The following is a 13,436-nucleotide window of genomic DNA, read 5'->3' on the forward strand; positions in this document are numbered from 1 at the left end:
CCTGCTCCTGCTCCTGCTCCTGCTCCTGCTCCTGCTCCTGCTCCTGCTCCTGCTCCTGCTCCTGCTCCTGCTCCTGCTCCTGCCCCTGCTCCTGCCCCTGCCCCTGCTCCTGCTCCTGCTCCTGCTCCTGCTCCTGCTCCTGCCCCTGCCCCTGCCCCTGCTCCTGCCCCTGCCCCTGCCCCTGCCCCTGCCAACGTCCGTCGCCCGCCGCCGCGTCGCCCGCCGGTTGCGAATATCGTCCGACGATACCTGCCGCGTTGCGCTACCATCGCAGCACCCGTCGAGCCACGCGTGCCGGCCGCGGGCGGCGCCCCCGAGACCTGGCGCCACCGACCCACAACGACAACAGACGGGCCCGGCCCGACCGCCCACGATGCTTGCCAATCTCGTCACGCGCCTGCGCGACCGTTTCGGCAAACCGCCGACCCCGCAGGCTTTCGCGGAACGCCTGATCGCCACGCTGCGCGCATCGGGCGACACGCGCACGTGGCGCCACGAGGACGAGAAGGGCTGTCTCGTCCAGTCCGATGCCCCGTCGAACATCATCAACCTGAACAACCTGTTCCGCGACTACGCGGCCGCGAAGCCGTCCGAGCGGGACACCGTGCTGAAGCGCCAGGCGAACGCGATGATGCAGCACGAGATCCCGACGGATTTCGCCGCCGCGCGCGCGAAGCTGCGGCCCGTGATCCGCAGTGCGACCGAGCGCGGCGTGGCCGCGCTGCAACTGGCCGGGCAGCCCGGCATCACGGCGCTGGCGTTCCGGCCGCTATGCGAAAACATCGAAATCGGCATCGCATACGACGGTGAGTTCAACATCGCGCGCCTGCCGACCGCGACGCTCGACCAATGGGGCGTCTCGTTCGACGAAGCCTGCGACATCGCGATCGACAACCTGCGGGCGGAATCGTCGAAGCCGTGGGCCGCGCTGCCGCACGGGGTGTTCCTGTCGCAGTTCGACGACGCCTACGACGCGGCGCGGCTGCTGCTGACCGACCTGCTCCACCGCCAGCCGATCGCCGGCGCGCCGGTCGTGATGGCGCCGAACCGCGCGGTGCTGCTGCTCACCGGCGACCGCAACCCGGCCGGGCTCGCCGCGATGGTCGACCTCGCCGAACAGGCACAGGCGCAGCCGCGCCCGCTGCCGCCGCTGATGCTGCGCTGGGATGGCGCCGGCTGGCGGCGCTTCGTGCCGGAAGGGCTCGAAGCGAAGCTGCACGCGCTGCGGATCGGCGAGCTTGCGGGCGACTACCAGGATCAACGGATGCTGCTCAACGACCTGCATGAGCGCGACGGCACCGACATCTTCGTGGCGACCTACTCCGTCTACAAGCGTCAGGACGGCAGCCTGTTCAGCGTCGGCGTGTGGAGCGACGGCGTGCCTTCCCTGCTGCCGGAGACCGATATCGTCGCACTCCATCGCGAGTCGACCGGACAGTCGGCCTACGTGCCGATGGCGGAGCTGCTGCGCACGTGCGGCGACCTGATGACGGCCACCGGGCATCGCCCGATGCGTTACGAAGTGAAGGAATTTCCGGACGACACGCGGTTCGCGGCGCTGCTGGCGCGGTTCAGCGAAGCCTGATGCCGATGCGCGTTCGCGCGGTAGGCGCCGGCGGCCAACCACGGAAATGGCCGGCCGCCGGGCGATGCAGATCGGGAACGGAGGCGGTCAGATTCCCGCTTTCGGTGCATTCAGGATCAGTCGCAGCCCGAGCAGCGTGATCGCGCCGGCCGCAATGCGGTCGACCCACTTCTTCGCGCGCAGGTAGAGCTCGCGCGGCCGGCGCGTGGAAAAGCACAGCGCGACGATCGTGTACCAGCCGAACTCGACGCCGAACACGAGCGGCGGCAGCGCCAGATAGCACCACAGCGGCGGATGCTGCGGGAGCAGCGCCGCGAAGATGCTGCCGTACCAGATCGCCGTCTTCGGGTTGCTGAGCTGGGTCGTGAGGCCCGTCCAGAACGACTTGCGCGCGCTGCCGCCGGCCATCGCCTGCGGATCGTCCATCGCGATCGGCCGGTCGGCGCCGCGCCAGATCTTCGACGCCATGTAGATCAGGTACGCGCCGCCCGCCACCTTCAGGCCCACGTACAGCCATTCGACGGCCTGCAGCAGCGTATAGAGCCCGGCCAGCGCGACGCCGCCGAACACGATGCCGCCGATGCCCATGCCGAGCGCGGTGGCCAGCCCGTCGCGGCGCGACAGCCCGATCGAATTGCGGGCAACCAGCACGAAGCTCGGGCCCGGAATCATCGCGCCGAGAAACAGCGCAGCCAGGATGGCGAGTACGGCAGCCGATGCAGTCATCGAAGTCTCCTTGGTGAGCGACGCCGGATCGCCGACGCCTGCGTGTCGTTTTCGACGGTCGAGCCGCCGATTCTGGCACGCTTCGCGCATGGCCGAAAGCGGCATTGCGCTGCTATGCTGGCCCTCTTTCCCGTCATTCGCGCCTCCACCCATGATCGAGATCCGCGCCGCCCGCTATCCCGACGACGCCCGCGCCGTCGAGGCGATCTTTCGCGAGTACATCGCGAGCCCGACCGTCAGCCTCGAATTCCAGGACTACGAGCCCGAGATCGCCGCACTGCCCGGCAAGTACGCAGCGCCGCGCGGGCGGCTGCTGCTCGCCTGGCAAGGCGGGCGCACGGTGGGTTGCGCGGCGTTCCGCGAGATCGACGACACGACGTGCGAGATGAAGCGGGTCTACGTGCGCCCCGAAGCGCGCGGGCTGAACGTCGGCCGCCAGCTCGTCGAACGGCTGCTGCACGACGCGAAGGCGGCCGGCTATGCACGCATGTGCCTCGACGTGCTGCCCGAGTTCGCCGCCGCCCGGCACCTGTATGCGTCGCTCGGCTTCACGCCCGCGCCGCCCGTCGCGTTCAACCCGGTGCCGGGCACCGAGTTTCTCGGGCGGGATCTGTAACCGCCACGCCGTCGGCACCGCTTTCTTCCATTCGACCGGACACCCCGTCATGCGCGTATCCCGCCTGCCCTTCGTGCTCCTCCCGCTGCTCGCCGCGTTTTCGTTCAACGCCCGCGCCGGCGACCTGCCGACATCGATCGCCGCGCAGTTGCCGCCCGGCTACCAGCCGCTGCTTGCGCATGCCGGGCCGGATCTCGACAACGGGCGGCACAGCTTTCTCGTCGTCGTGCATCGGGCGGTCGATACGCGCGAGCAGCCGTCGCCGCGCCCGCTGCTGATCTTCGAGGAACAGGCCGACCACGCATTCCGGCTCGTCGCGCGCAACGACCAGGTCGTGCTGCGCGCGAACGAAGGCGGCCAGTGCGATCCGTTCGATCCCGAAGATGCCGCCGACAACGGCTTCGCGATAAAAGGCCGCTATTTCACCGTGCAGAACTTCGTCGCGTGCGGGCAGCACTGGAGCGACTACGTGACGTTCCGCTACGACCCGCGCACGCACGGGTGGCTGTTCTCGAACCAGATCGTCACCGAATCGTTTCCGCTCGACGACCAGCCCGACCACGTCACCGTCACGCGCGCCGACGCGCACCGGCCGGTGTCGTTCGCTCAATGGAAACGCAAGGACTGACGCGGCCGGCGCAACGCGCCGAGACCGGTTGCGTCGCGCGGCGGCGGACGCGGCCCCGGTCAGACTCCATCGCATCCCGCTTCTCCCGCGCTCGCGAGCGCACGCCAACAGGACTACCATAGGCGCTCGCCGTCGCGCGACCATGCGCCGGCCTCGCGCGCGGCTCGCCCGCCTACGCTCCCTCGCTGCACCCGCACTGGAGGACGTCATGACGCAACACTTCGACGCGATCGTCATCGGCACCGGTCAGGCCGGGCCGCCACTCGCCGCGCGGCTGTCCGCCGCCGGGATGAAGGTCGCGATCATCGAGCGCGGCCGTTTCGGCGGCACCTGCGTGAACACCGGCTGCATTCCGACCAAGACGCTGGTCGCGAGCGCATACGCCGCGCAGCTCGCGCGCCGCGCCGGCGAATACGGCGTGTCGGTCGGCGGCCCCGTCACCGTCGACATGAAAGCCGTGAAGGCGCGCAAGGACCAGATCTCCGGCCGCTCGAACCACGGCGTCGAGCAGTGGGTGCGCGGCCTCGCGAACACGACCGTGTTTCAGGGTCACGCCCGATTCGAGCGCGCCGATGCGGTGCGCGTGGGCGACGACGTGCTCGAAGCCGAGCGCATCTTCATCAACGTCGGCGGGCGCGCGCAGGTGCCGGCCATGCCGGGCCTCGACTCGGTGCCGTACCTGACCAACTCGACGATGATGGACGTCGACTTCCTGCCCGAGCATCTCGTGATCGTCGGCGGCAGCTACATCGGGCTCGAGTTCGGCCAGATGTATCGCCGCTTCGGGTCGAAGGTCACGATCGTCGAGAAGGGTTCGCACCTGATCCGGCGCGAGGACGAAGACGTGTCGCAAGCGGTGCGCGAGATTCTCGAGAAGGAAGGGATCGACGTGCAGCTCGATGCGACCTGCCTGAGCGCGCGGCGCGACGGCAGCGGCATCGCGGTCGGCCTCGACTGCGCGGGCGGCGGCCGCGAGGTCGCGGGCTCGCACCTGCTGCTCGCGGTCGGACGCGTGCCGAACACCGACGATCTCGGGCTCGACCGTGCGGGCGTCGCGATCGACGCGCGCGGCTATATCGAGGTCGACGAGCAGTTACGCACGAACGTGCCCGGCATCTGGGCGCTCGGCGATTGCAACGGGCGCGGCGCGTTCACGCACACCGCGTACAACGACTTCGAGATCGTCGCGGCCAACCTGCTCGACGGCGATCCGCGCAAGGTGTCCGACCGCATCGCAGCGTACGCGCTGTACGTCGATCCGCCGCTCGGCCGCGTCGGCATGACGCTCGCGGAAGCGAAGCAGACGGGCCGCCGGCTGCTCGTCGGCACGCGCCCGATGACACGCGTCGGCCGCGCGGTGGAAAAAGGCGAGAGCCAGGGTTTCATGAAGGTGATCGTCGACGCGGACAGCCACGCGATCCTCGGCGCGTCGATCCTCGGCGTGACGGGCGACGAAGTCGTGCACGGGATGCTCGACGTGATGGCCGCGGGCGCGCCGTACACGACGATCAGCCGCGCGATGCACATCCACCCGACCGTGTCGGAGCTCGTGCCGACGCTCTTGCAGGACCTGCATCCGGTCGAATGACGCGCGACGCACGGCGGGCAGCTGCGAAGCGGCGTCGCATGGGTGTCGGACGGTATGCGAAGATGGCCGCTCGCCACGACACCCGGAAACGCCATGGACCGCCTGCAAGCGATGCAGATCTACGTACAGATCGTCGAACGCGGCAACTTCACGCAGGCCGCCGACGCGCTGCAGCTGCATCGGCCGGCCGTGACGAAAGCCGTGCAGCAGCTCGAGCAGGAACTCGGCGTCCGGCTGCTGAACCGCAGCACGCGCCGCGTCAGCGTGACCGCCGAAGGCGAGGCATTCCATGCGCGCTGCGTGCAGTTGCTCGGCAGCATCGACGACGCGTTCGCGTCGTTCCCGAAACAGCGCGCGGTGCCGAAAGGCCGGTTGCGCATCGACATCGCGCTCGCGCTGGCGAAGACGGTCGTGATTCCGGCACTCCCCGATTTCCAGCAGCGCTATCCGCAGATCGAGCTCGTGCTCGGCGCGAGCGACCAGCCGGCCGACCTGATCGGCGAAGGCATCGACTGCGTGGTGCGGGTCGGCAAGCTGAAGGATTCGAGCATGGTCGCGCGCACGGTCGGCGCGGTGCCGATGGTCACGTGCGCGTCACCCGCGTATATCGCCCGCCACGGTTTGCCGCGCACGCTCGACGACCTTCGCGCGCATCGCGCCGTCAACTTCTTTACCGGCAGCAATCGCAAGCTGCTCGAATGGACGTTCCGCCCGCACGGCGAAGCCGTCGCGGTGAAGCTCGCGAGCAGCCTGCTCACGGACAACTCGGAAGCGCTGCTGTCCTGCGGGCTGGCCGGCCTCGGCATCGTGCATGCGTTGCGGCCCGCGCTGCAGCCGAGCATCGACTCGGGCCAGCTGATCGAACTGCTGCCCGGCGTGCCGGCGGAGCCGAAGCCGGTTTCGGTGCTGTACCCGAACCGCGCGCACCTGCCCGACAAGGTACGCGCCTTCATCGACTGGCTGAACGAGCTGTTCGCGCGGCGTTATCCGGCGTAGAACAGGTCCGCGTCGATTGTTATTCGTCGAATAACAATCAATGATCGTGCCGCGCGTTTCTCCGGCGCGGGTACCCGCCTACGATGCTCCTTCATCGACACCCGTTCATTGAAGGAGCCATCCATGTCCCGCATCGTTCGTTTCCACCGCGTCGGCGGCCCTGACGTCCTGCAGATCGACACCGTCGACCTACCCGCGCCGGGCCCCGACGAAATCCAGCTGCGCGTGAAGGCGATCGGCCTCAATCGCGCGGAAGTCATGTACCGCAGCGGCGAATACACGTTCATGCCGCGCTTTCCCGCGGCGCTCGGCTACGAAGCGTCGGGCATCGTCGCGGCGGTCGGCCGCAACGTGACGGCATTCGCCGAAGGCGATGCGGTGAGCGTCGTGCCGGCGTTCTCGTTCGCCGACTACGGGATGTACGGCGAGGTCGTCAACGTGCCCGTGCATGCGGTGGTCAGGCATCCGGCGAGCCTGTCGTTCGAGGAAGCGGCCGCGACGTGGATGATGTTCGTCACGGCCTGGGGCGCGTTGATCGAACTCGGCGGGCTGCAGCGCGGCGACGCGGTGCTGATCGGCGCCGCGTCGAGCAGCGTCGGGCAAGCGGCGATCCAGATCGCGAACCACGTCGGCGCGGTGCCGATCGCGCTGACGCGTGGCGAATCGAAGCGCCAGGCGCTGCTCGACGCGGGGGCGAAGCACGTGATCGTCGGCAGCCCTGCGGACCTGCCGCAGCAGGTGGCGGACCTCACCGGCGGCACCGGTGCGCGCCTCGTGTTCGACCCGGTCGGCGGCCCGGATGCAGCGAACCTGCTCCGCGCGCTGGCCACGAACGGCACGTACTTCCAGTACGGCGCGCTCGACACGCGCGACATCCCGGTGCCCGTGATGGACCTGCTCGCACGCCACCTGACGCTGCGCGGCTACGAACTGTTCGAGATCACCGGCGATGCGCAGCGGCTCGAACGCGCGAAGCGCTTCATCGTCGACGGGCTCGCAGCCGGCACGTTGAAGCCGCCGATCGATCGCACGTTCGCGTTCGACGACATCGCGGAAGCGCATCGCTACATGGAAGCCGGTGCGCAGGTCGGGAAGATCGTCGTCACGGTCTGAACGGGGCGAGGCGGGCGGGCCGTCTGTTTGGAAACGGCGGCAGGCCCGCCATCCGCTCAGCTTTCGAAATACCGCGGCCGGTCGATATCGGCCAGCAGCCCCGGCTGCGTCGGCGCCCAGTCGAGCGATGCACGCGTGTGCTCGCTCGTTGCCGGCGCATCCATCCCCGCGAACATCGCGAACCAGCCGAAGTGTTCGCCGGCTTCAGCCGCCGTTTTCGCGACGACCGGCACGTTCAGCCGCCGGCCGATCACGTCCGCGATTTCCCGGAACCGCACGCCCGTATCGTCGACCGCGTGATAGCGCGCACCGGCCGCGCCGCGTTCGACCGCGAGCCGGTACACGCGCGCCGCGTCGAGCCGGTGCACGGCCGGCCAGCGGTTGCCGCCATCGCCGAGATAGGCCGATGCGCCCTTCTCCCGCGCGAACGCGATCAGGCGCGGCACGAAGCCGTGATCGCCGTCGCCATGCACGGACGGCGGCAGGCGCACGACCGACGCGTGCACGCCGCGCGCTTCGAGCGCGACCGCGGTCGCTTCGGACGCACGCGGGTAGACCGACGACACCGGCACGTGTGGATCGTCTTCGGTCGCCGCGCGCCCGGGTGCGACGAGCGCGAGGCCCGACGTGACGACCAGCGGCCGCGCCGAGCCCGCGAGCACCGCGCCGATCGTCTCGATCGCGCGGCGGTCGAGCTCGCAGTTCTGCGCGAAGCGCGAGAAGTCGTGATTGAATCCCGTATGGATCACCGCATCGACGGCTTCGGCGCCACGCGTGAGGCTGTCGAGATCCTCCAGCGACCCGCGATGGACGTCGGCGCCCGCCGCCGCGACCGACGAGGCGGCCGCATCGGACCGCGCGAGACCGAGCACCGAGTGCCCGGCAGCAACGAGTTCGGCAACGACGGCAGAGCCGACGAAGCCCGACGCTCCAGTAACCAAGACACGCATGTTCAACACCTCCGGATGGCATGGAGGCTTACTATCTGTCGATCGCCGCGCACGGTGAAGTCGTGACGGTTTACCGGTAAACGAACTAACAGGCTATGGCTGACGCCCCCGACAACCTGCTCAGCGCATACCTTCGGGCCCGCCGCGAGAAACTCGATCCGGCCGCGCTCGGGCTGCCGGCCACGCGCCGCCGCACACCCGGCCTGCGGCGCGAGGAAGTCGCACAGCGCGCGCACGTGAGCATCGCGTGGTACACGTGGCTCGAACAGGGGCGCGGCGGTGCGCCGTCGGCCGACGTGCTCGATCGCCTCGCCCGCGCGCTGCTGCTGTCCGACGCCGAGCGCGAGCACCTGTTCCTGATCGGCGTCGGCCACCTGCCGGACGTGCGCTATCGCCCGACCGACCATGTGTCGCCGCGCGTGCAGCACGTGCTCGATTCGCTCGACGCGAGCCCCGCGATCGTGCGCTCGGCGACGTGGGACGTCGTCGCGTGGAACGACGCGGCGGCCGCGACACTGACCGACTACACGACGCTGTCGCCGGAGCGACGCAACATCCTGCGGCTCATCTTCGTCGATCCGCACGTGCGCGGCGTGCAGGCGAACTGGGAACGCGTCGCGCGGTTCGCGGTGGGCGCGTTTCGCGCCGACGTCGCGCGCGGCGGTGCGACGCAGGCCGTGCAGGCGTTCGTCGACGAGATGCGCGCGACGAGCGCCGAGTTCGACGCGCTGTGGCGGGATCACGATATCCGCTCGCACGAGGAAGGGACCAAGGAGATCCACCATCCCGCCGTCGGGCGAATCGCGCTCGAATACTCGGCGTTCGCGGTGAGCGGCCGGCCCGACCAGACGCTCGTGATCTTTACGCCGGAAACGGCGGCCGATCGCGCACTCGTCCGGACGCTGGTGGCCGCGCGCGAGCAAGCGCTGGCCGAGCAGATGCCCGTCGCCTGACGGCGCACGCTTCATCCGACGAATGGGTCGCCGCGCCATATCGCCGGCCGCCCCCAATCCGTCCCCGTCACCCGGGCAAACCCATCGCATTCCGCACTGATTCCCAGTCGAATATTTAATTTTCACCTGGCGTAGCGCGCGCTTACCCTTTCGGCATCGCATCACCGGGCCACCGGCCCCTCCCTGGAGCATCCCGATGTCCGACCCCGGCACCGCGCAAGCCGCCCACCGCCCGCATGCGGCTTCCGTGTCCTATGGCGCGCTCGCGCTGCTGGTACTGGCCGGCCTCAACCTGCGCCCGTTCCTGACCGCGTTCGGCCCCGTGCTCGACGTCGTGCGCGCCGACACGGGCCTCGGCTTTCGCGCGGCCGCGCTGCTGACCACGCTGCCGTTCGTGCTGATGGGTGTCGTCGCCGGGGTCGGAGTCGGCCTCGCGCGACACTTGGGCGAGCAGCGCGCGCTGACCGTCGCGCTGGCGCTGATCGCCGCAGGCTGCACGGCGCGCCTGTGGACGGGCGGCAGCGCCGGCCTGATCGGAACCGCGATCGTTGCGGGCGCCGGCGTCGCCGTGGTCCAGGCGCTCGTGCCCGGTCTCGCGAAACGCTGGTTCGTCGACCGGCTGCCGCTCGCGATGGGCCTCTATTCGGCCGCGCTGGTCGGTGGCGGCGCGTTCGGCGCGGTCGCAAGCCCGTGGCTCGCCGCACACGGCGGCTGGCATCTGTCGCTCGCCGTGTGGGCCGTGCCCGCGCTCGTCACGCTCGCGCTGTGGCGCGCGAAGGCGCCCCGCGACGCCGTGCATGCGACGGCCGTGTCGGCCCCGATCACCGCGTTCGCCCGCATTCCGCGCGCGTGGCAGCTCGCGCTGTTCTTCGGGCTCAGCAACAGCGGCTATGCCAGCCTCGTCGCGTGGCTGCCCGCGTTCTACCGCAGCACCGGCATGAGTCCGCAAGCGAGCGGCAACCTGCTCGCGTGGATGGCGCTGTTCCAGGCGACCGGCGCGCTCGCGATGCCGATGCTCGCGAAACGGTCGCCCGACCGCCGCGCCGTGCTGTGGCTCACGCTCGCGCTGCAGGCGGCCGGCTTCGCCGGGTTCGCGACGCTGCCCGCGCTCGCGCCGTGGCTCTGGGTCGCGAGCGTCGGCCTCGGGCTCGGCGGCTTCTTCTCGATGAGCCTGATCGTCACGCTCGACCACCTGCCCGATGCGCGGCTCGCCGGCGCGCTCGCCGCGTTCGTGCAGGGCATCGGCTTCCTGACCGTCGCGGCAAGCCCCTGGCTGATCGGCTGGCTGCGCGACGCGGGCGGCGGCTTCGCGATCGCGTGGTGGATGCATCTCGGCGTGATCGCCGCGATGGCCGCGCTGAACGCCGCGTTCTCGCCCGCCGGCTACCGGCACAACATGGCGCGCATCACCGGCGCCGCCCGCTAAGGCCCCCCTTTCGAATCCGGACGTTTCGCCGGCCGCTTCCGGTGAAACGTCCAGCCGCCCGCGCATGGCCGGGCGCGGGCAGTCACGCCCGCCGGCCGCTGGTTCGCTTCAACACAAACGACATCGATCGATATTGGAGACAGTCATGAAAAAGCTCGTTCTGGCCGTTGCGCTCGCGCTGACGGCCGGCGCCGCCGCCGCGAAAGACCCGGCGGTCCTGCGCCTCGGCGTCGACCCCAGCTATGCGCCGTTCGAATCGCTCGCGCCCGACGGCAAGCTCGTCGGCTTCGACATCGATCTCGGCAACGCGATCTGCGAACGGATGAAGGTGCGCTGCGTGTGGGTCGAGAACGCGTTCGACGGGATGATCCCGGCGCTGAAGGCGCGCAAGTTCGACGGCGTGCTGTCGTCGATGAGCGTGACCGAGAAACGCGTCGCGCAGATCGCGTTCACGGACAAGATCAACAACGTGCCGCCCCGGCTCGTCGCGCGGCGCGGCTCGAACCTGCAGCCGACGCCCGAGTCGCTGCAGGGCAAGAGCGTCGGCGTCGAACAGGGTTCGACGCAGGAGACGTATGCGCGCACGTACTGGGAGCCGAAGGGGGTGATCGTCCGCACGTACCAGACGCAGGATCTCGTCTACCAGGACCTGCTGTCGGGGCGGCTCGATGCGTCGCTGCAATCGTCGGTGCAGGCCGACCTCGGTTTCCTGAAAACGGCGAAGGGTGCGAACTTCGAATTCGCGGGGCCGCCGCTGCATGACCCGAAGACGCTCGGCGTGGGTTCGGCGATCGGCGTGCGCAAGGATGACGACGCGCTGCGCCTGCAGATCAACCAGGCGCTCGCGAGCCTGATCCAGGACGGGACGTATCAGCGGATCGCGAAGAAGTATTTCTCGTTCGATATCTACAACTGACGGGCGAGAACGGAAAGCGCGAAGGGGCGTCGTGCACGAATGCACGACGCCCCTTCTTCATTTTCGCGACCTGTCGACGCCGATCGTCAGCCGGCTTTTTCGTAGGACAAACAGCGCACCGCTCATCCACCGCTCTCGGGACGGCGCCCTCCCGCGCGGGAAGCCTAACCCCTCGTTCTTCGATTTCCTAAACTGTCTGAAAGAGATCACGATCCGCTGTCTCGCAAAGCAGCCGCAGCCGGATCGCGCACATGACCGATCCCGGGAGAGAACACGATGCGAACGCCCTTCCTTGTTGCCGGATTCGTCGGATCCGGCCTCCTTCTATGCGGCTGCACGACCCCCATGGGTCAGCAGGCCGCTTCCGCCCGGACACCGCTCGAATATGTGCAGGCCCCCGATCAGTACACGATCCCTGTGCCGCTCGCCCCTGCGGTCAAAGCCGGCAATCTGCTGTTCGTGTCGGGCATTCCCGCTTATGACCGGAACGGCAAGCTCGCCGTCGGCGATTTCACCAAGCAGATGAATCAGGCGATGGAGAACGTCACGGGCATCCTCAAGGCCGCAGGCACGGGATGGGACCGCGTGGTGAAGGTGGATGTGATGCTGGTGCGGCGGGAGGACTTCAAGGAGATGAACCGCATTTACGCGGGATACTTCCAGGCCGGGAAATTCCCGGCCCGAAGTACCGCGATCGTGGCGTCATTGCCGCATCCCGACTTTCTCGTCGAAATCGACTGTATCGCCGTGCTGGACAAGCCGTGACGCATGTCGCGAGCGATCGCGACATGCACGGCCCGTCAGCATCGAACAGCGCGACTATGCCGCGCGCTGCAACAGGTCCGTTGCGAAAGACTTCGCGTGCGCGACGGCTTCCTGCGCGTCGCCGAACACACCGAGCTCATCCCAGTGTTCTTCGGCCGCATACGTTCCCCTGACGGCAAGCGCCCGCTGAACGCTCAACTGCGCCGCGTACTTGCCATCCTCCAGCGCTCGGGCCGTTGCAACGACCTTGTGCGGCGGGCTCGCTCGCTCCGGCTGAACCAGCTCGACGGCGCCGCCGGCCATGTCGACAAACATCAACTCATTCCTGGCTTTGCAGTCCGGGCAGTAGAAGCACCATCCCGAGTCCTCTTGATGGGGCCTGACCTGCCCGCGAGCCAGCACGGCACGACATTCAACGTTTTCGCAGATGAACGGCATGGCAGTCTCCGAAGTTGTTTGTCGGAAATCCTAGCATGTCCGCCGGCGGTCAACCACCAGCATCGGCATGATTGCGTTGCGATTGATCAGGTTCGGGCGCACACGCCCCTGGCACGGCTCGCACGCAGGTCAACCAGGCGCTCGCAAGCCTCTCGTCACCCGGGATAAACTGTCTGCCCGACCCACGAATCAAGCCATCCTCCATGTTGATCCGCGTTGCCACGCCGTCCGATGCCATCCCGCTTGCCGAATTGAAGCGCGACACGTTTCGCGAAACCTTTCTGCATGACGGATTCAACATCGACTACCCGCCGCACGATCTGGCCGCTTACGAAACCCAAACCTACTCGGTAGAAACGGTCACGGGCCAGCTCAACGATCCCCGGTGCCGCACGTGGGTCGCCGAAAGCGACGACGGCCAGCTGGTCGGGTATGCACACGCGGGGCCGTGCAAGCTCCCGCACCCGGAAGTTGCCGACGGTTCGGGGGAGATCCATCAGATCTACCTTCGACGCGGTACGCAAGGGACCGGTGCCGGGCGCGCGTTGTTCGACTCCGCACTCGACTATCTGGCAACGGAACGCCCCGGCCCGGTATGGCTTGGCGTGTGGTCCGGCATCGCGAAGGCCATCACCTTCTACGAGAAGGCAGGGTTCCAGCGTGTCGGCACGTACGATTTCAGGGTCGGTGAAGCGACCGATCTGGAATTCATCTACCGCCGCTGATGGTCGCAACG

General features: G+C 68.7%; 14 protein-coding genes. 11 read left to right on the forward strand and 3 right to left on the reverse strand.

Annotated elements, in window-relative coordinates; translation table 11 throughout:
* Positions 1–373 precede the first annotated feature (373 nt).
* Positions 374–1,585, forward strand: coding sequence for a hypothetical protein (locus BDI24065_RS15745; protein WP_175032041.1), 1,212 nt, complete (start codon positions 374–376; stop codon positions 1,583–1,585).
* Positions 1,586–1,672: 87 nt separating this feature from the next.
* On the opposite strand, the gene BDI24065_RS15750 is transcribed toward BDI24065_RS15745, so the two are convergent.
* Complete coding sequence (locus BDI24065_RS15750; RefSeq protein WP_069252865.1) at positions 1,673–2,311, reverse strand: LysE family translocator; 639 nt, start codon at positions 2,309–2,311, stop codon at positions 1,673–1,675.
* A 151-nt stretch (positions 2,312–2,462) separates the two neighbouring features.
* On the opposite strand from BDI24065_RS15750, the gene BDI24065_RS15755 reads away from it, so the two are divergent.
* From BDI24065_RS15755 to BDI24065_RS15775, 5 genes are all read left to right on the forward strand, one after another.
* Positions 2,463–2,927 (forward strand): GNAT family N-acetyltransferase, encoded by a 465-nt coding sequence (locus BDI24065_RS15755; RefSeq protein WP_175032042.1) that lies wholly within the window; start codon positions 2,463–2,465, stop codon positions 2,925–2,927.
* A 49-nt stretch (positions 2,928–2,976) separates the two neighbouring features.
* Entirely contained in the window at positions 2,977–3,555 is a 579-nt protein-coding gene (locus tag BDI24065_RS15760) for a hypothetical protein (RefSeq protein ID WP_175032043.1), read from the forward strand.
* 208 nt (positions 3,556–3,763) lie between these two features.
* Complete coding sequence (locus tag BDI24065_RS15765) at positions 3,764–5,143, forward strand: FAD-containing oxidoreductase (RefSeq protein WP_175032044.1); 1,380 nt, start codon at positions 3,764–3,766, stop codon at positions 5,141–5,143.
* 93 nt (positions 5,144–5,236) lie between these two features.
* Complete coding sequence (locus tag BDI24065_RS15770) at positions 5,237–6,139, forward strand: LysR family transcriptional regulator (protein ID WP_175032045.1); 903 nt, start codon at positions 5,237–5,239, stop codon at positions 6,137–6,139.
* A 123-nt stretch (positions 6,140–6,262) separates the two neighbouring features.
* Positions 6,263–7,252 carry a zinc-dependent alcohol dehydrogenase family protein gene (locus BDI24065_RS15775; protein WP_175032046.1) on the forward strand — a complete coding sequence of 330 codons (990 nt, stop codon included), beginning with the start codon at positions 6,263–6,265 and terminating at the stop codon, positions 7,250–7,252.
* A gap of 56 nt (positions 7,253–7,308) precedes the next feature.
* Here the strand turns inward: BDI24065_RS15775 and BDI24065_RS15780 are convergent, their stop codons facing one another.
* Positions 7,309–8,202, reverse strand: a complete 894-nt coding sequence (locus tag BDI24065_RS15780) for an SDR family oxidoreductase (protein WP_175032047.1) — start codon at positions 8,200–8,202, stop codon at positions 7,309–7,311.
* 95 nt (positions 8,203–8,297) lie between these two features.
* On the opposite strand from BDI24065_RS15780, the gene BDI24065_RS15785 reads away from it, so the two are divergent.
* From BDI24065_RS15785 to BDI24065_RS15800, 4 genes are all read left to right on the forward strand, one after another.
* Complete coding sequence (locus BDI24065_RS15785; protein ID WP_175032048.1) at positions 8,298–9,155, forward strand: helix-turn-helix transcriptional regulator; 858 nt, start codon at positions 8,298–8,300, stop codon at positions 9,153–9,155.
* 196 nt (positions 9,156–9,351) lie between these two features.
* On the forward strand, positions 9,352–10,581 hold the full coding sequence (locus BDI24065_RS15790; protein ID WP_175032049.1) for a cyanate transporter: 1,230 nt from the start codon (positions 9,352–9,354) through the stop codon (positions 10,579–10,581).
* A gap of 145 nt (positions 10,582–10,726) precedes the next feature.
* Entirely contained in the window at positions 10,727–11,497 is a 771-nt protein-coding gene (locus BDI24065_RS15795; RefSeq protein ID WP_175032050.1) for an ABC transporter substrate-binding protein, read from the forward strand.
* Between the two features lie 276 nt (positions 11,498–11,773).
* Positions 11,774–12,262 carry a RidA family protein gene (locus tag BDI24065_RS15800; protein ID WP_175032051.1) on the forward strand — a complete coding sequence of 163 codons (489 nt, stop codon included), beginning with the start codon at positions 11,774–11,776 and terminating at the stop codon, positions 12,260–12,262.
* A 54-nt stretch (positions 12,263–12,316) separates the two neighbouring features.
* Here BDI24065_RS15800 and BDI24065_RS15805 read toward each other — a convergent pair whose 3' ends face one another.
* The gene (locus BDI24065_RS15805; RefSeq protein WP_175032052.1) at positions 12,317–12,700 is read right to left on the reverse strand and encodes a hypothetical protein; all 384 of its coding nucleotides are present in this window, start codon (positions 12,698–12,700) and stop codon (positions 12,317–12,319) included.
* 203 nt (positions 12,701–12,903) lie between these two features.
* Between BDI24065_RS15805 and BDI24065_RS15810 the strand changes: the two genes are divergently transcribed.
* On the forward strand, positions 12,904–13,425 hold the full coding sequence (locus BDI24065_RS15810; protein WP_175032053.1) for a GNAT family N-acetyltransferase: 522 nt from the start codon (positions 12,904–12,906) through the stop codon (positions 13,423–13,425).
* The last annotated feature ends 11 nt before the right edge of the window (positions 13,426–13,436 follow it).

It is taken from the genome of Burkholderia lata, from assembly GCF_902499025.1.
Taxonomy (GTDB): domain Bacteria; phylum Pseudomonadota; class Gammaproteobacteria; order Burkholderiales; family Burkholderiaceae; genus Burkholderia; species Burkholderia lata_C.